Below are 16,756 nucleotides of genomic sequence, written 5' to 3'. Positions count from 1 at the left end.
GTCGAGCTCAAGTTAGTAGTGATACCACTTCACTTCCAGCATCACTTCATTCACCGGCGTCGACAGGTGGCTGTATTCACGCTGTGCACTCAAGCGTACGCCCAGGTTGCGTGACAATTCCCACTGCTGGTTCAGGCTGAGGCTACGGCGCACTTCGCCATTGGTGAAAAAATCCCCTTTGGCCTCCAGGCTCAAATTGCCCAGCGGATTCCTCCACAGCACGCCAGTGTTGAACCCGGCTGCCGGTGAGATGGCTTCATTGAAATCATTGTTGTGTTCCACGCGCACGGTGCCGAGGGCAAAGCCGAGCATGTCGTCGCGCAGTTGCCAGGTGCCGCCGGCGCCGCCGTTGACGTGGGCGACCAGGGTTTCGTCGTCGTGTTTGCCCGGTACGCGCTCCAGGCCGCCGGTGACTTGCCAGGACAACGGTTGCAACAGGTCGTTGCGCGGCGTCAGGGAGCGGATGGTGGCCAGGTCCAATTGCTGCAATTGCCAGTGGTTGCCTTCGTACTGGCGCAGTTTCATTTGCAGGATTTCGATCTGCGCGCCAAGGGGGAAGCCTTCGGCGTTGTCGTTGAGGTCGTGGTAGGCCATGCGCAGGCCGTATTCACCAAAGGCCTTGTCGCCCCGGGTGCCGATGCCGGCTTGCCAGGTGCGCGATTCATGGCCGTTTTCCGGCAGGCCGGGCGGGGTGATCTGGAGGTCGGGCGCGGGGTTCTGGTTGATCGCACGCAGCAGTTCGAAGCTGCGTTGGGAGCGGGCCGGGTCGCGTTCCAGGCCGTTGGCGCGGTAGCGGCCGAGGCGGTAGGCTGCGTCGATGATCAGGGCCTGGCGGTCTTTGGCGAGGGCCTTGAACGTCGGGTCTTGCAATTGCTTCTGGTCATCGCTGACTTTCAGCACCCATTGCTGTTCATCGCTGTCCAGCGGCTTGGCACGCTCCAGCAACTCGCGTTCGCGGGAAGGGCGGTAGTCGATCTTTTCAACCAGGCCGGCATCCTTGACGGCCTTGACCGTGTCGGTGGGGATCGCGGTCAGCGGGAACTGTTCGGTCAGGCGCAGGCCGGGACGTGCCACTTGCAGCAGTTCCAGCAGGCGATAGGAGCAGTTTTCGTCGAAGAAGAAATAGTCGAACTTGATCTGCTTGAGTTCCCACACGTGCTCGACCATGCGCTCGGTCTCGACCTGGGTCAGGTTGAGGCGGTATTCCCACAGGTCGCGGTTCTCGAGGCTGCGGTATTCGGAGAGTTTTTCCTGGTACGGCACCAGCGCGAACAGGCCGGGGTAGCCGCCCATCAGGCCTTTCCAGGCGTAGAGGATGCTGTTGTCGGAACCTTCGATATAGGCGCCGAAGTTGATCGCGTAGCTGAGCAGGGCGGTGTTGTTGCTTTGCACGTCGGCCTGGTCGATGCGCAGCAGGGTGTGGCCAAACATAGACGACGGGCTGTTGAGGTAGGCCGCCGGGAAGATCATCACCGCGCTATGGGGCGCGACGTCCTTGAACCATTGCTTGAATTCTTTGCAGTCCACGGCGGGCAGGTCGGTTAGGTGCAACTGATCCTTGAGCCAGCGGGTACGTGCGGGGTAGACACATTGGGCGTGTTTTTCGCCGAGGCTTGCCGGCGCGTACAACGCGTCAACGGTGGCCTTGAGTTCGGCGTCGGGATGGTGCGCGCCATCAGCGGCGAGGAAAAATTTCTGCTCGCTGACGTAACTGCGCCAGCCACTGATTTTGCCGGCTTCGTAATGGCCCAAAGACAGCCAGAACGGGTCGTTGGCCAATTGCTGCAAACGTTGATCATCAAGATGCGGGGCCGCGTACAGCGGGGCGCAGGCGAAGAGTGCCATCCAGGCAAAGCGTTTGAGCATAGGAGCAACTTAAGTCGGAAAAAGTGAGACCCAAAAGGGGGGCGGGTCCAAAAATACAGCCCGCGCCTGGGGAGGCGCGGGCTGGTCGAGCTTAAGCTTGGGTCGCGTATTTCGCCAAGCGGGCATCGCTTTTCAGTACAGACAGGGTGTTGTTGTGCACGTCGTCAGCGGTCACGTCAGCCTTGCTGAAGATCTGCTGGAAGTGCTCGTGGGTCACGGCCGCGAAGTGCTCGCGATCTTCCGGCGCCACGCCCAGTACCACCGCGTAGGTGGTCAGCGCTTCGCCATTGCCCTTGGCCATGTCTTCGGACAGCTCGTTCATCATGCCATTCATGGCAATCCAGGACTTGCCGCCGTAGGTCAGGGCGCTGTTGGTGCTGCAACCGTTGGTGCCCGAGGTCATGCCGAAGGTGGCGTTGCCGGACGTGCCGTTGGTGGTGGAAGCCAGGAAGTGGGCTGGTGTGCCGCGCTGGCCTTCGAACAGCATGTTGCCCCAACCGCAGTTCGGGCCGCCTGGCGATTCTGCCATTGCATTGAGGGAGACAACGGTGAAGAGAGTACCGAGAAGGATCCGTTTCATAGCTTTGTTCTCTTTGTGTGCAAACCAATGGACAAGGGTTCAGGCGCATTGCGGCGCCCTAGGGGCCAGTTATTAGTCCAACCCGCGCAGTTTGGAGTTTAGGCAGGTTCAAGGGGTTCCGTGATTTTTTATAAAACAATCAGAGATGTCGCGCTTTTTTTGTAGGACCTGTTCCGTGTCCACGCTTTCCCAACGACGCGCCTTGCCAGAGCGCGCAAGCGGGAGCCAGAATGCCGACATCTGCCCCGCCTGATGTAAGGAAGCCCGATGCCTGATCCTGTTGCTGCCAGCTTGCGTCTAGCGCCCGAAGCGCTGACTCGCCCTTTCTCCGCTGAACAGTTCAGCTTCTCGACCACCAATGATTTGGAGCCCTTTCGCGGTGTGCTTGGCCAGGAACGTGCGGTTGAAGCCTTGCAGTTCGGTGTGGCCATGCCACGCCCCGGTTACAACGTGTTTGTCATGGGCGAGCCGGGCACCGGCCGCTTTTCGTTCGTCAAACGCTACCTGAAGGCCGAAGGCAAACGCCTGCAGACCCCGTCGGACTGGGTCTATGTGAACAATTTCGATGAGCCTCGCGAACCCCGCGCCCTGGAATTGCCGGGCGGCGCTGCGGCGGCGTTCATCAACGACATTAACGGGTTGGTCGACAACCTGACGGCCACCTTTCCGGCCGTGTTCGAACACCCCACGTACCAGCAGCGCAAAAGTGCCATCGACCGCGCCTTCAATCAGCGTTACGACAAGGCCCTGGACGTGATCGAACGCCTGGCCCTCGAGAAGGACGTGGCGCTCTACCGCGACAGTTCCAACATCGCGTTCACGCCGATGCTCGACGGCAAGGCCCTGGACGAGGCGGAGTTCTCGCAGCTGCCGGAAGCCGACCGCGAGCGTTTCCACACGGATATTTCCGAGCTGGAAGAGCGTCTCAACGAAGAATTGGCCAGCCTGCCGCAGTGGAAGCGTGAGTCGAACAACCAACTGCGCCAATTCAACGAAGAAACCATCACCCTGGCCCTACAGCCTTTGCTCGCGCCGCTGTCGGAAAAATACGCGGAAAACGCCGCCGTCTGCGGTTACCTGCAAGCCATGCAGGTGTACCTGCTCAAGACCGTGGTCGAGCAGTTGGTGGACGACGCCAAGACCGACGCCCAGGCGCGCAAGTTGCTCGAAGAGCAATACTGCCCAAGCCTGGTGGTAGGCCATCCGGTCAACGGCGGCGCGCCAGTGGTGTTCGAACCGCACCCGACTTATGACAACCTGTTCGGCCGTATCGAATACAGCACCGACCAGGGCGCGCTCTACACCACCTATCGCCAGTTGCGTCCGGGCGCGTTGCACCGCGCCAACGGCGGTTTCCTGATCCTTGAAGCCGAGAAAATGCTCAGCGAGCCGTTTGTGTGGGACGCCCTCAAGCGCTCCCTGCAATCGCGCAAGCTGAAGATGGAATCGCCGTTGGGCGAGCTGGGCCGCCTGGCCACGGTGACCCTCAACCCGCAGATGATCCCGTTGCAGGTCAAGGTGATCATCATCGGCTCGCGCCAGTTGTACTACGCGTTGCAGGACGCCGACCCGGACTTCCAGGAGATGTTCCGCGTGCTGGTGGACTTCGACGAAGACATCCCGATGGTGGACGAAAGCCTGGAGCAGTTCGCCCAGTTGCTCAAGACCCGCACCTCGGAAGAAGGCATGGCGCCGCTGACCTCGGATGCGGTGGCGCGGTTGGCCACCTACAGCGCACGGTTGGCGGAGCATCAGGGCCGTTTGTCGGCGCGTATCGGTGATTTGTTCCAGTTGGTGAGCGAGGCGGATTTCATTCGCCACCTGGCCGGCGACGAGATGACCGATGCCGGGCATATCGAGCGTGCGCTCAAGGCCAAGGCCACCCGCACCGGGCGTGTGTCGGCGCGGATTCTCGACGACATGCTCGCCGGGGTGATCCTGATCGACACCGACGGTGCCGCCGTCGGCAAGTGCAACGGGCTGACGGTGCTGGAAGTCGGTGACTCGGCCTTTGGTGTGCCGGCGCGGATTTCCGCCACGGTGTACCCGGGCGGCAGCGGGATTGTCGACATCGAGCGCGAGGTCAACCTCGGCCAGCCGATTCACTCCAAGGGCGTGATGATCCTCACCGGATACCTCGGTAGCCGTTATGCCCAGGAATTCCCGCTGGCGATCTCGGCGAGTATCGCGCTGGAACAGTCCTACGGTTACGTGGACGGTGACAGTGCGTCACTGGGCGAGGCGTGCACCTTGATCTCGGCCCTGTCGAAGACGCCGCTCAAGCAGTGCTTTGCCATCACCGGTTCGATCAACCAGTTTGGTGAAGTGCAGGCGGTGGGTGGGGTCAACGAGAAGATCGAAGGTTTCTTCCGCCTGTGCGAAGCCCGCGGTTTGACCGGTGAGCAAGGGGCGATCATTCCCCAGGCCAACGTTGCCACGCTGATGCTCGATGAGAAGGTGTTGCAGGCGGTACGCGCCGGGCAATTCCATATCTATGCGGTGCGCCAGGCGGATGAAGCCCTGAGCCTGCTGGTGGGCGAACCGGCGGGTGCGCCGGATGCGGAAGGGCAGTTCCCGGAAGGCTCGGTCAATGCGCGGGTGGTTGAGCGTTTGCGGGTGATTGCGGAGATGATCAGCGAGGAAGACCTGAAGGAAGCGGAGAAGGAGTTGGCGCAGGAGGCGCTGGCTGAAGCCAAGCCGAGCTAAATGCCCGGCGTTACTCAGGCCCAGTGTGGGAGCTGGCTTGCCTGCGATAGCGGTGTGTCAGTCAACAGAAATGGTGGCTATGAGTCCGTCATCGCAGGCAAGCCAGCTCCCACATAACCCAGCTCCCACATGGGTACAGCAGTGCCTTCGGGGGCTGTCATGAAATTGACTCGGGTTTGGGACCAACGCCCGTTGGTCCCTACAACCTTGGTTTCTCGCGGTTTTCTTCTATTCTCTGCTCAAGGGATCTCCACAGGAGTCGCAGGATAGAAACAGCCTCGCCGAGCGTTGAGGTTGAACACCGATCTACCGAGGGTCGCCGCCATGCCGCGCAGCCTTTGCCTTACCCGCCAGTGCCTGGGCCTGGTCACCCGTATCGAATGTTCCATTCGCCCTCTTGCCGGGGATAGCGGGCTGTGGACCTTGTTGTTTGCCGCCGGAATGACCGGTGAACAGCCGTCCACCATCAAGTCACAAGGCCCGTTTCATGGGCCGTTCGTGGCAGAAACCATGCTTGAATCAATCGTAGACAGCCTCACCCTGCATGGCTATGAGCAGGCCGGCGATCCGCAGATCTGGAGCCTGCACATGCAGGCCCATTTGCGTCAGCTCAATGGCGACACCCATCACTGAGCGCTATTTGCTCTCGGGCTTGTCCAGCTTGACCTCGAAACCGTATTGCACGGTGTCCAGGTCGGTGCGCTGGTAGCTTTCCAGGGTGGTCGGCTGGCCGTAGAAATAGTGCACGTCAAACATCGCCGTGCCGTATTCCTCGGCGCGATGGCTGACGCCGAGGATTTCCTTGAGGTAATGGCCGCTGGCGTCCTTGGCGTAGAAGCGCCAGCTGTCGGCGGGAAACTCTTTCTGGTCAACAATCAGCGCGTTGTCCTTGAGCGACAGGCCCTTGGGCAACTTGGCGGTGTCAATCGTGGCTTTCTCGATGGTGGCCAGGAACAGCGGGATCGAGCCGACCACAAACGCCGGGTTTTCCGGGAACAGGTTGAGGTCGTAGGTGAGGGTGCCGCGTGCCGGATTCAGCTCGAAGGCTTCGGTTGGTAGCTCGATCGGCTCGCCGCGCTCGCCCTTGTCATCGGCGGTGAAGAAGGTGATCGGCGCTTCGCTGCTGTTGCGCTCGGTACCCACCAGGTCGTCATTGAAGGTGAACGGGTGGTCGAACACGATATGCGCGGCGCTGGCGTCTTCGGTGGACTGGCTGATGGTGACGCTGTTTTTCAGCTGGTCCTCGGTCATGCTCGCGTCTTTCAGCCAGCTCGCTGCACCGTCGTCATACACCGTGACCGGCATCGGCAAGGCTTGCACGGTTTTTTGCAGGCTGTTCTTGTCGAAGCGCAGTACCGGCAGGTCGAGGTCCTTGCGGGTCAGCGTGGCCTTGGAAAAATCCAGCACGTTGACTTGCAGGTTGTCGATCACGCCATTGAAGTAGACCTTGGCGTAATGGCTGTTCTGCTTGTGTTCGAAGTCTTTTTGCTCATTGACGAGCTTTTTCTCGAAGGCCTCGGACCACGCCGTCTGTTTTTGCATCTCGGCCAGTTGTTTCTCGTAGAACGCCACTTGCGCGACACTTTCGTTGATCGAGCCCGAGCGTGTGAGAAATTGCCCGGTGCTGTCCCGCGCCTCGACCAGCAGCGGGTTGGGCGACTCGTCACCGACCTCCGGGGCCAGGGGAGCGCTGTTGGTCATCTCGATCTCGGCGTAGTTCTTTTCCAGCAACAGCAGCTTGAGGGTGACGGTGCCTTCGGTACGTGTGCGTCCGACGTCCTGTTTGCTCAGATCAAAGCTCAACACCTTGCCCGGCGCGATCACTTCCACCGTGCCTTTGAGGCTGATGGGCTGCGGCTGGCTTTTGTTTTCGGTCTCGATGCCGTCGATGAACGGGTAGGTGACGGTCAAGTCATCGGGGTTGGTCAGGTTGGAGCTGCTGGGGCTCAACTGGATGCCGGGGTCGGTTTCTGACCATTCCGGCTGGAACGGGATGACTTTGTTGTTGCTCAGCGTTACCGACTGCCATTCCAGGCCATGGGGGAACGGGAACTGGTCCGGGCTGTTGAAGCTGAAGGGGAAGACCGGCTGCAAGTCCGTCAGGTAGTCGGAATGGGAGGCTTTGCGCAGTACGAAAAGGCCGTTGATATAGGTGTCCACCAGCGCCTGGGGCGTAGGGTAATGCGTCAGCAGGGCGAGGGAGTTTTCACCGTATTCGGCTTCGATGGGTTTGTCGGCGAGTTTGACCCGCGCCCGTTCCAGCAACAGCAGCGAACCGCCAAGGTCGGCGATGGCGTCGCGCAGTTTGGGGTCCTGGATGCTGTCCAGGGATTGTTCGAACGTGGCGGTTTTCTCTTCGAGGGTGGCTTGCTTCTGCTCATCTTTGGGGGAGCAGCCGCTGGCCATCAGCAACACTGCACACAGGCCGAAGCTGGCCAAAGGCGTTCGCACATCCATCATCTGAGTTTTCCTGTCCGACGTCATCGAGCCGATTTAATGGCCTCGACACTAGCAGAAAAATTCTCTTACAGATGCGCCCAGGTCAGTTTTCTCGCGGTTACAGGTGTTTGGTAGCGGCTGGTATACTCGCCGCCATTTCTAGCCCCGCTGTGTGAGATCCCATGGAACGCTTTATCGAAAACACTATGTACGCCTCACGCTGGCTGCTGGCGCCGATCTACCTGGGGCTGTCCCTGGGCTTGCTGATCCTGGCGTTGAAGTTCTTTCAGGAAATCATCCACGTCCTGCCCAACGTGTTCACCATGTTGGAAGCCGACGTCATCCTGCTGCTGCTGTCGTTGATCGACATGGCGCTGGTCGGTGGTTTGCTGGTGATGGTGATGATTTCCGGCTACGAGAACTTCGTCTCGCAGCTGGATATCGATGACAACAAGGAAAAGCTCAACTGGCTGGGCACCATGGACTCTTCCTCGCTGAAGATGAAAGTGGCGGCGTCCATCGTGGCGATCTCCTCGATCCACCTGCTGCGCATCTTCATGGACGCCAAGAACGTCGATCCACAGCATCTGATGTGGTACGTGATCATTCACATGACCTTCGTCGTCTCGGCGTTTGCCATGGGTTACCTGGACAAGCTGACCAAGCACTGATGCACCGCGCCGGCCTTATTGCTCGATGAAGTAGTAAGGCTGGCGGCCGATCGCCATCTCCTTGATCACCTTCACCGGCTCATCCAGCCCTTTGGTGTGATCCGTCAACGCAACGTTGCCGGGTTTGGCCGTAAGGAATGCGCGCAACTCGGGCTCGGTTTGCAGGAGTGGCACGTAGCCCTGCATATAGAACACCCCGGCCCCGGCAATCCGCTCGTTCGGCTGAAATATCGCCACCTCTCGACCTTCTGCTTGCAGCGCCTGAAGCTGGCTGATCACCGGCACGAAGGACTCGCGCTTGTCGGCTTTGGGCGCAAACACGCTTGCAGCAACCATATAGCTGGCAATCAGTACGGCGAACACGCCGCCGATCGCCTGCCGATGGTAGCGGTACAGGCCGGGTTTGCGCGCTTTCAACCATTGCAGCAAGACGAGGCCGTATTCCGCCGCCAGTACCGCGGCGGCCGGCGTGAGCGACATCAAGTACACGGTGCGCTTGCTGGAAGCCAGCGTCAGCAGGGTGAACTGCGCCACCAGCCAGATGCAGAAAAACAGCTGATAGCGATTGCGCACCAGGCTCTTACGGAAATGCCACAGGCCCAGGTACACCAGGATATTCCACGGCAAGAAAGCCTCAGGCAGCTTGGCAATGTAGTAGTAGAACGGCTCGTAGTGCCCGGCCTCGACAAACGATCCACTGAAGCGGCCGACGCTGTTGGTCCACAACACTTCACCGACGGCCTGCATGCCGCCGCGCTGGAGCAGGAACGCCAGCCAGACCATCAGGGGCACCAAGGCCAGCAGTGTGAACAGCCCAGGCTTGAGCCAGTCGCCGATGCGCAGGCGCTTGTCCATCACATTGGTTACGGCCAGGTACACAAAAATCACAATGCCCGGCATCGCCAGACCCAGCACGCCTTTGCTCAGGGTGGCGATCACCATACCCGCGGTGAACAGCGCCCATGCGCCCACCTTGGAACCTGAGTTTTCCGGGCGCATGGCTTGGTAGAACGCCAGCAGTGCGCTGGTCACGCCAAGGCTGAGCAGCGAGTCCTCGCCCACGCCACGCGCGTTGCTCCAATAACTGGCCATGGTTGCCAGGATCAACGCCGCGCAAAACGCCAAGGTCTGCGGCCGGCCGAATTTGCGCAACATTCCGTAAAACAGCATCACGCTGAACAACCCGGCAAACGCCGACGCCAGGCGCACAGCCCAAGTGGTGCCGCCAAACAGGCGAATCGCCCCGGCGTCGAGCCACAGGCTCAGGGGCGGTTTTTCCAGGAAAGGTTCGCGAAACAACTGCGGCACCACCCAGTTGTTGTCCAGGTGCATGGCCATCGCAATCCCGGCGACGCGGGCTTCGGTGGAGCCTTGCAGCTCATGGCTGCCAAGTGCGAAGAAAAATAGCAGTGCAACAAGCAGGAGCAGCAGAGGAACAGGACGCGTCATGGATTCTGGCTACCAGGGCGGGAGAGCGCTCGGGGGGAGCGGTCATTGCAATGGGCTAGTATCGGTCGGCGATTCTGAATATTTCGTGAACGGATGGATAAATAGTGAAGGGTTCAGTCCTGCGCCGATCTGGCCATGCGAGCGTCAGATGGGCACCGTGCCGATGACAAAAATCCCCAGCGGTCCGCTTAGCTTTTCCACCCGCACCCAACCCTGACGATCAGCGCCGTTTGTACCGCAGATTTTGATGTCTTTGTGCAATTCCGTATCGAATACGTAGATGCCTTTGCAGCTGCGATGGCCTCCGGTTGCGTATTCGTAGGTTGTTGCGTAGCTGGCGGCGGCGCGGAGCGGAATTTGTGAGACGTGCGGTGATTGTGCGAGGCCTTTTCAATTTGGGGCGCACTGCGTACCGAATTGAGTTCGACCGTGCTCAACGTTGGCAATCACTGGATTCCAGGCACAAAAAAAGACGTCCGTGGACGTCTTTAGATGATGAAGTGGTGGAGCCGGGGGGATTTGAACCCCCGTCCGCCAGTACTCCGCTGTCGGTACTACATGCGTAGCCGTTTCTATTAAGTTAACCCTCAGCGACCCGAAGGGCAGGGTGCTTTGGGCGAGTTGTGTAAGTTTTAGCCGCTTCGTCCACAACGTACTGCACGGCGATTCTGTTCTATATGACAATCACTTTGGGTTTACAGACATCCCCTGGTGATTGCTGGACCCGAAGGTACCAGAAGCTCAGGGCTAAGGCTGCTTACGCAGCGAGAGCGAATTCCTGGCCGTAGTTTTCGTCATTGGCAACTATAAGAAGTTGCAACAGTGGATTTACGAGTTCTGTTACCAACTCGGCATGCACCTAAAGTTTCGCAACCGGCGTCGAATCCTAAACGGCCCCGTGCTTGTAACTCGTTGTTTCATAGTGAGTGACAAGCCTGTGCAGTGTACGCCAAACGGCGCGGGAAGGCCAACCCGAAGGTTGGTCTAGCCGCTGTCGGGTTATTTGCCGCCTTTGTCGAGGTCTTGCAGGTCTTGCAGGGCCTTGGCGGTGATTTCGATACACTTTTTCTCATCGCCTGCGGCGTGGGCCGCCTTGGCTTGGGAGACGGCGGTGTCGATCTCGCCACTTTTACCACTGCTGTCGGTGGCGAGCAGGGCTTTGCCGTTGTTGATTTTGTTGAGGTTGATCTCGCACAGGTCTTTGTCACCGGCAGCGAAAACGGGGGAGGCCAGCATCGCAGCGGTGATGAACAAGCCAGCAAGAGCGGAACGCTTCATAGGGTATCTCCTTGCGCAAAAGGGCTCGACGCTGCTGGCGTTCACGGGCTGCCAGCGACATCACTGAGGGGCCTCGTTCGCCGAGGCCTATGCAGATGACTGCGCCGGGGCGCAGGGGTTCGGTTTTTTTGCGGGGTCAGTGGGCGCGGGCCTGGGTGACGCGGTCTACGAGGTACACCAGCCCGTGGTAATCAATGCCGCCATGCTGGCTCAGGCCGATTTCGCAGGTGCGGCTGGTGGAGATGCCTTCGCTGCAATATTGCACGGCGTCCTTGAGGGAGCGCAGGGAGTGGGCGTTGAGTTGCGGCGTGGTAAAGCCTTTGTCGCCGGCAAAGCCGCAGCAATGGATACCTTCCGGGATGACCACGGTTTTTGCGCAGCGGCGGGCCAGGTCGATCAGGGCCTGGCTTTCGCCCAGGTGTTGGGTGCTGCAGGTCACGTGGACGGCGATGGGGGCATCCTGCGGTGTGAAGTCGAGGCGGTCCATCAGGTGGGTACGGATAAAACGCACGGGGTCGTAAAGGTCTAGGCGTGTGTTGCCCAGGTCTTGCACCAGGCGCAGGGTGCAGGGGCTGGTGTCGCAATAGATCGGGTCGAGGCCGCCACGGCTGGCGTGGAGCAGGGCGCCGATCAGTTCCTGGCGCTTGTGTTCGGCTTGTTCGGCATAGCCTTTGGAGGCGAAGGGCTGGCCGCAGCAGAGGTTGTCCTGGTTGTCGGGAGAGACTACTTGATAGCCGGCCTTTTCCAGCAGGCCACGGGTTTTGTCGTACAGAGACATTTGCTCTTTATCCCCAGCTGCCGGGCCCATGGCGCGTGAGACGCAGGCGGCCAGGTAGACCACGCGTGGCCGCTCGTCGGTCACGGGCGGGCTGAAACGGATGGCTTTTTCCGGCTGCGGCATGGCGTTGGACCACTGCGGAATCTGGCCCTTGGACAGTTTGGTGACCGTGGCTGACAGCTTCGCCAGGCGGGGCGCGCCCAAGAGCATCCGTGCGCCATTGGCTACGTGCAGGGTGAAGCGTGCGCCTTGCAGTGCGGTGGAGAAATGGTTGGCCAGCCATTCGGCGGTTTTCGTACGGTTGGCGTCGCGGCTACGCAGCTTTTTCACCAGGTCGCCGGTGTTGATTCCTACAGGGCAGCGCTGGGCGCATAGGCCGGTGGCGGCGCAGGTCTCGATGCCTTGGTAGTGATAGGCCGCTTCCAGTTCGGTGGTGTCGATGCCGGCGCGTTGTTTCGCCTGGATGTCGCGCCAGATCACAATGCGCTGGCGCGGGCTCAGTGTCAGCCCTTTGGACGGGCACACCGGCTCGCAAAAACCGCACTCGATGCACTTATCCACAAGCTCGTCGGCGGCGGGCAGCGGCTTGAGGTGTTTGAGGTGGATCTGCGGGTCTTCGCTGAGGACCACGTCCGGGTTGAGGATGCCGTTGGGGTCCAGCAGGCGCTTGAGTTGCCACATCAGCTGGTAGGCATCGCTGCCCCATTCCAGCTCGACAAACGGCGCCATGTTGCGACCGGTGCCGTGTTCGGCCTTAAGCGAGCCGCCAAATTCCACCGCCACCAGCTGTGCCACGTCGTCCATGAACGCCTGGTAGCGTGTGACTTCTTGCGCGCTGTTGAAGCCTTGGGTGAACACAAAGTGCAGATTGCCTTCCAGGGCGTGTCCGAAAAGGATGGCTTCGTCGTAGTGATGTTTGTCGAAGAGTTCGATCAAGCGGTTGACGCCGATGGCCAACTGTTCGACCGGAAAGGTCACGTCTTCGATAATCACCGTGGTCCCGGTTTTACGCACGGCGCCGACAGCCGGGAAGGTGTCTTTGCGGATCGCCCACAGGCGCGCGTTTTCCAGCGGGTCTTCGGTGAAGTCGACCTGTTTTTCCACTGGGAACGCGGCCAGGGACGCCATGATCAGTGCCAGTTGTTCTTGCAGCAATGAAGACGACGCCGCGCGGGATTCGATCAGCAGTGCGCAGGCGTTTTCCGACAGGTGCTGTACGAATGCGGGCATGCCGGGTTTGTCCTGCACCGAACGCATGCTGCGCCGATCCAGCAGCTCGACGGCGGAGACGGGCTGGGTCTTCAGCACTGTCACCGCGTTGCAGCACGTCTCGACGTCCGGGAACACAATCAGCGCGGAGGCTTTGTTCGGGTGGTCGATCACAGTGTCGTAGGTCACGGCGCTGATAAACCCCAAGGTGCCCTCGGAGCCCACCAGCAGGTGGCTGAGGATTTCCAGCGGGTCATCGAAATCCACCAGGGCGTTGAGGGACAGGCCGGTGGTATTTTTCAGACGGTATTTGTGGCGGATCTTTGCCGCCAATTCAGCATTTGCCCGCGTCTCGCGACCGAGTGTCGCCAGGCGCTCAAGCAGCGGACCTTGCTGTTCACGAAAGGCCGCAACGCTCGCCGCATCTTCGGTGTCCAGGCGGCTGCCGTCAGCCAATACCAGGCGGATACCCGCAAGGGTGTGATAGGTGTTTTGCGCCGTGCCGCAGCACATGCCGCTGGCGTTGTTGGCGACGATGCCACCAATTTTGCAGGCATTGATCGACGCCGGGTCTGGCCCGATCTTGCGTCCGAATGGCGCCAGCCACGCGTTGGCCTGGGCGCCGATCACGCCGGGTTGCAGGCGAATCTGCGTGCCTTGCCCGCGAATTTCGCGGCCGTTCCAGTTATCGCCCAGTACGATCAGCACGGAGTCGCTGATCGCTTGCCCTGACAGGCTGGTACCGGCTGCACGGAAGGTCACGGGAACGCGGTCGCGCTGGGCCAGTTGCAGCAGGGCGACGACTTCGTCTTCTGACTCCACGCGGATAACCAACTGTGGGATCAATCGGTAAAAACTGGCGTCGGTGCCGAAGGCGAGGGTGGAAAGCGGGTCGTCGAAGCGCCGATCGTTCGGGATCAGGTGTGCGACGTCGTGCAGGAAAGCAGCAGGCAGGCTCATCGGTCCTCCAGAAATAGCTGACGCCGGAATCGTGGTCCGGCGTCGATTCTTACTCTATTGCGTGCAGGCCTTAGTGCACCAGCATACCGGTGAACCAGTAGGCCTGGGCCAGGGTGATCAGGCCGACGATGGTGGCAAAGAACAGGCTGTGCTTGAGCGTGAAGCGGAACAGGTCCGATTCCTTGCCGACCAGGCCAGTGGCCGCGCACGCCACGGCGATCGATTGCGGCGAGATCATCTTGCCGGTCACGCCGCCGCTGGTGTTTGCCGCGACCAGCAGGGTGTCATTGACGCCGATCTGGTGCGCAGTGGTGGCTTGCAGCGAGCTGAACAGGGCGTTGGACGAGGTGTCCGAGCCTGTCAGGAAAACCCCCAGCCAGCCGAGGAAAGGCGAGAAGAACGGGAAGGCTGCGCCCGTACCGGCCAATACCAGCGCCATGGTGGAGGACATGCCGGAGTAGTTGGTGACGAAGGCAAAGGCCAGCACCATGCCGATGGACAGGATCGGCCAGCGCAGCTCGTAGAAGGTTTCTTTTAAAGTGGTCAGACCAGTTTTGATGTCGATTTTCAGCACCAGCATCGAGATCAACGCGGAGAAGAAAATCGCCGTACCGGTCGCGGAGATCGGGTCCAGCTTGAATACGGCCGGAATCGCCGTCGGGTTGGTCACGATCGGGGCAACCTTGACCACCAGTTGGTCCAGGTGCGGGATCGCGAAGTTGAACACCCAGCTGTACATCGAGCCGCCGGCGGCGAACATGGCCTTGAACGGCTTGAGGGTCCAGATGGTGACCAGCACGGTCAGGATCAGGAAGGGCGACCAGGCCTTGAAAATTTCCCCCAGGCTGTAAGGCGATGCCACGGTGCTGCGGGGCAGACCGAAGCCGCCGGCACTGGCGGTCACCGCGGCGCTGGTGGTCGCGCCGGCAATCTGTGCGCCTGCGGTGCGCTTGGGCTGCCAGACTTTCAGGAACAGGGTCAGGGAGATCAGGCTGGCCAGGGCCGAGGTGATGTCCGGCAGTTCCGGGCCGATGAAGTTGGACGTGAAGTACTGCGTGATGGCGAAGCTCAGGCCCGCGACCAGTGCGGCCGGCCAGGTTTCACGAACGCCGCGCAGGCCGTCCATCATGAACACCAGCCAGAACGGTACGAACAGCGACAGCAGCGGCAGTTGGCGGCCGGTCATGGCGCCAATCTTGAACGCGTCGATGCCGGTCACTTGGCCAGCAACGATGATCGGGATGCCCAGGGCGCCGAACGCCACCGGAGCGGTGTTGGCGATCAGGCATAGGCCGGCGGCGTACAGCGGGTTGAAACCCAGGCCCACCAACAGCGCGGCGGTGATCGCCACAGGGGCGCCAAAGCCGGCAGCACCTTCGAGGAAGGCGCCGAAGCAGAAGCCAATCAACAACACTTGCAGGCGTTGATCGTCAGTGATCGACAGGACCGAGCTGCGGATGACTTCGAACTGGCCGCTCTTGACGGTCAATTTGTAGAGGAATACGGCCGCAACGATGATCCACGCGATGGGCCACAGGCCGTAGGCAAAACCGTAGCCGGCGGCGGCAAGCGCCATGTCCACCGGCATCTGGAAGGCAAAGATCGCCACCAGGATCGAAAGGGCCAAGGTGATGCTGCCGGCCACGTGGCCTTTGAGGCGGAACACGGCCAGGGCCAGAAAGAAGAACACGATGGGAATAACGGCGGCCAGTGCGGACAGGCCAAGGCTGCCGAGAGGGCTGTAGAGCTGTTGCCAGGTTTGCATATGGGGTGGCCCCTAATTGTTGTTGGTCATGCATTTTTTGTTAGCTTGGTTAATTGGTAATACCAATTTACAATCGCTGTTGGCTAGGTTAAGAGTCTTCGGGGTGGTGTGTCAATTTGCCGCCCGCGAAACTTTGGTCGTAGGTCGGTGGGTGAGGGGATCTGAGCGGGTAAATCCAGGGTGCTCTGATAGGTGCTGCAAGCGCTGCGATAGGCGAGAATAGAGGGCCCGGCGAGTGGTCGGGATGGCGGAGAATGAGTTATGGCTTTTGATCAGGTGCGTCAGCGCCGTTTGTCCGACGATATTGTCGAGCAGCTTGAGGGGATGATCCTTGAGGGCACGCTGAAGTCGGGTGAGCGCTTGCCGGCCGAGCGCGCACTGGCGGAGCAGTTTGGTGTGTCGCGCCCGTCGTTGCGTGAGGCGATCCAGAAATTGGCGGCCAAGGGCTTGCTGGTCAGTCGCCAGGGAGGGGGGAACTATGTCGTTGACTCGTTGGGGTCTACGTTCAGCGATCCGTTGCTGCACCTGTTGGAAAACAATCCCGAGGCGCAGCGTGATCTGCTGGAGTTTCGCCAGACCCTTGAAGCGTCATGCGCCTATTACGCGGCGTTGCGTGCCACCGAGGTTGATCGTGAGCGGCTGACTGCGGCGTTTGAGGCGCTGCAGGATTGCTATACGCGTGTCGATGAGGTCAGTCGCGTGGAAGAAGGTGCGGCCGATGCGAGCTTTCACCTGGCGATTGCCGAGGCCAGTCACAACGCCGTTTTACTGCATACCATTCGTGGGCTGTTCGATTTGCTCAAGCGCAATGTGGTGACCAACATTGGTGGCATGTATCAGCAGCGTACGGAAACCCGCGACATGCTGATCAGTCAGCACCGGGATTTGTATCTGGCGATTATCGAAGGGCGGGCGGAAGAGGCGCGCGAGGTCTCTACGCGTCATTTGCAGTATGTGCAGGAAGTGTTGGAGGAAGTGCGTCAGGAGGTTCAGCGCGTGGCGCGGGCGGAGCGGCGTAAAGGCATGTAGCCAGGGGTGACTCACCCGAGGCTACA

General features: G+C 60.4%; 11 protein-coding genes and 1 other RNA gene. 4 read left to right on the top strand and 8 right to left on the bottom strand.

The annotated features are described in order from the left end of the window. Window positions 1-12: 12 nt before the first annotated feature. On the bottom strand, window positions 13-1,866 hold the full coding sequence (locus tag ACU688_RS21650) for an Lnb N-terminal periplasmic domain-containing protein (RefSeq protein ID WP_448186342.1): 1,854 nt from the start codon (window positions 1,864-1,866) through the stop codon (window positions 13-15). Window positions 1,867-1,957: 91 nt separating this feature from the next. After that, window positions 1,958-2,446, bottom strand: coding sequence for a DUF3015 domain-containing protein (locus ACU688_RS21645; protein WP_026137099.1), 489 nt, complete (start codon window positions 2,444-2,446; stop codon window positions 1,958-1,960). A 267-nt stretch (window positions 2,447-2,713) separates the two neighbouring features. Between ACU688_RS21645 and ACU688_RS21640 the strand changes: the two genes are divergently transcribed. Together ACU688_RS21640 and ACU688_RS21635 are read left to right on the top strand one after the other, a co-directional pair. After that, the gene (locus ACU688_RS21640; RefSeq protein ID WP_448186341.1) at window positions 2,714-5,152 is read left to right on the top strand and encodes a Lon protease family protein; all 2,439 of its coding nucleotides are present in this window, start codon (window positions 2,714-2,716) and stop codon (window positions 5,150-5,152) included. A 324-nt stretch (window positions 5,153-5,476) separates the two neighbouring features. Continuing rightward, the gene (locus ACU688_RS21635; protein WP_448186340.1) at window positions 5,477-5,785 is read left to right on the top strand and encodes a PA4575 family protein; all 309 of its coding nucleotides are present in this window, start codon (window positions 5,477-5,479) and stop codon (window positions 5,783-5,785) included. Between the two features lie 3 nt (window positions 5,786-5,788). Here the strand turns inward: ACU688_RS21635 and ACU688_RS21630 are convergent, their stop codons facing one another. Further along, window positions 5,789-7,612 carry a hypothetical protein gene (locus ACU688_RS21630; protein WP_448186339.1) on the bottom strand — a complete coding sequence of 608 codons (1,824 nt, stop codon included), beginning with the start codon at window positions 7,610-7,612 and terminating at the stop codon, window positions 5,789-5,791. Window positions 7,613-7,773: 161 nt separating this feature from the next. On the opposite strand from ACU688_RS21630, the gene ACU688_RS21625 reads away from it, so the two are divergent. Beyond that, a complete protein-coding gene (locus ACU688_RS21625) occupies window positions 7,774-8,262 on the top strand; it encodes a TIGR00645 family protein (RefSeq protein WP_017739158.1) in 489 nt (162 codons plus the stop codon). A gap of 15 nt (window positions 8,263-8,277) precedes the next feature. On the opposite strand, the gene ACU688_RS21620 is transcribed toward ACU688_RS21625, so the two are convergent. The 5 genes from ACU688_RS21620 to ACU688_RS21600 form a co-directional block, all read right to left on the bottom strand. Further along, complete coding sequence (locus tag ACU688_RS21620) at window positions 8,278-9,711, bottom strand: ArnT family glycosyltransferase (RefSeq protein WP_448186338.1); 1,434 nt, start codon at window positions 9,709-9,711, stop codon at window positions 8,278-8,280. A gap of 501 nt (window positions 9,712-10,212) precedes the next feature. Next, window positions 10,213-10,609: a transfer-messenger RNA gene (gene ssrA, locus ACU688_RS21615) on the bottom strand. 101 nt (window positions 10,610-10,710) lie between these two features. Further along, window positions 10,711-10,989, bottom strand: coding sequence for a PA2433 domain-containing protein (locus ACU688_RS21610; RefSeq protein WP_448186337.1), 279 nt, complete (start codon window positions 10,987-10,989; stop codon window positions 10,711-10,713). A gap of 136 nt (window positions 10,990-11,125) precedes the next feature. After that, window positions 11,126-13,936 carry an FAD-binding and (Fe-S)-binding domain-containing protein gene (locus ACU688_RS21605; protein WP_448186336.1) on the bottom strand — a complete coding sequence of 937 codons (2,811 nt, stop codon included), beginning with the start codon at window positions 13,934-13,936 and terminating at the stop codon, window positions 11,126-11,128. A gap of 70 nt (window positions 13,937-14,006) precedes the next feature. Next, window positions 14,007-15,701, bottom strand: a complete 1,695-nt coding sequence (locus ACU688_RS21600; RefSeq protein ID WP_017735531.1) for a lactate permease LctP family transporter — start codon at window positions 15,699-15,701, stop codon at window positions 14,007-14,009. 261 nt (window positions 15,702-15,962) lie between these two features. On the opposite strand from ACU688_RS21600, the gene ACU688_RS21595 reads away from it, so the two are divergent. Then, on the top strand, window positions 15,963-16,730 hold the full coding sequence (locus ACU688_RS21595) for a GntR family transcriptional regulator (protein WP_448186335.1): 768 nt from the start codon (window positions 15,963-15,965) through the stop codon (window positions 16,728-16,730). Window positions 16,731-16,756: the final 26 nt, after the last annotated feature.

The sequence above is a fragment of the Pseudomonas acericola (SeqCode) genome (assembly GCF_053456465.1).
Note: the sequence above shows the minus strand (reverse complement) of the source record. Positions and strands in the feature narration are given on the sequence as shown.

What these genes read in the sequence shown, in the direction of transcription:
- ACU688_RS21645 (WP_026137099.1), bottom strand. Translation starts at nt 2,446, where the DNA reads ATGAAACGGATCCTTCTCGGTACTCTCTTCACCGTTGTCTCCCTCAAT.
- ACU688_RS21620 (WP_448186338.1), bottom strand. Translation starts at nt 9,711, where the DNA reads ATGACGCGTCCTGTTCCTCTGCTGCTCCTGCTTGTTGCACTGCTATTT.
- ACU688_RS21640 (WP_448186341.1), top strand. Translation starts at nt 2,714, where the DNA reads ATGCCTGATCCTGTTGCTGCCAGCTTGCGTCTAGCGCCCGAAGCGCTG.
- ACU688_RS21630 (WP_448186339.1), bottom strand. Translation starts at nt 7,612, where the DNA reads ATGATGGATGTGCGAACGCCTTTGGCCAGCTTCGGCCTGTGTGCAGTG.
- ACU688_RS21605 (WP_448186336.1), bottom strand. Translation starts at nt 13,936, where the DNA reads ATGAGCCTGCCTGCTGCTTTCCTGCACGACGTCGCACACCTGATCCCG.
- ACU688_RS21600 (WP_017735531.1), bottom strand. Translation starts at nt 15,701, where the DNA reads ATGCAAACCTGGCAACAGCTCTACAGCCCTCTCGGCAGCCTTGGCCTG.
- ACU688_RS21635 (WP_448186340.1), top strand. Translation starts at nt 5,477, where the DNA reads ATGCCGCGCAGCCTTTGCCTTACCCGCCAGTGCCTGGGCCTGGTCACC.
- ACU688_RS21650 (WP_448186342.1), bottom strand. Translation starts at nt 1,866, where the DNA reads ATGCTCAAACGCTTTGCCTGGATGGCACTCTTCGCCTGCGCCCCGCTG.
- ACU688_RS21610 (WP_448186337.1), bottom strand. Translation starts at nt 10,989, where the DNA reads ATGAAGCGTTCCGCTCTTGCTGGCTTGTTCATCACCGCTGCGATGCTG.
- ACU688_RS21595 (WP_448186335.1), top strand. Translation starts at nt 15,963, where the DNA reads ATGGCTTTTGATCAGGTGCGTCAGCGCCGTTTGTCCGACGATATTGTC.
- ACU688_RS21625 (WP_017739158.1), top strand. Translation starts at nt 7,774, where the DNA reads ATGGAACGCTTTATCGAAAACACTATGTACGCCTCACGCTGGCTGCTG.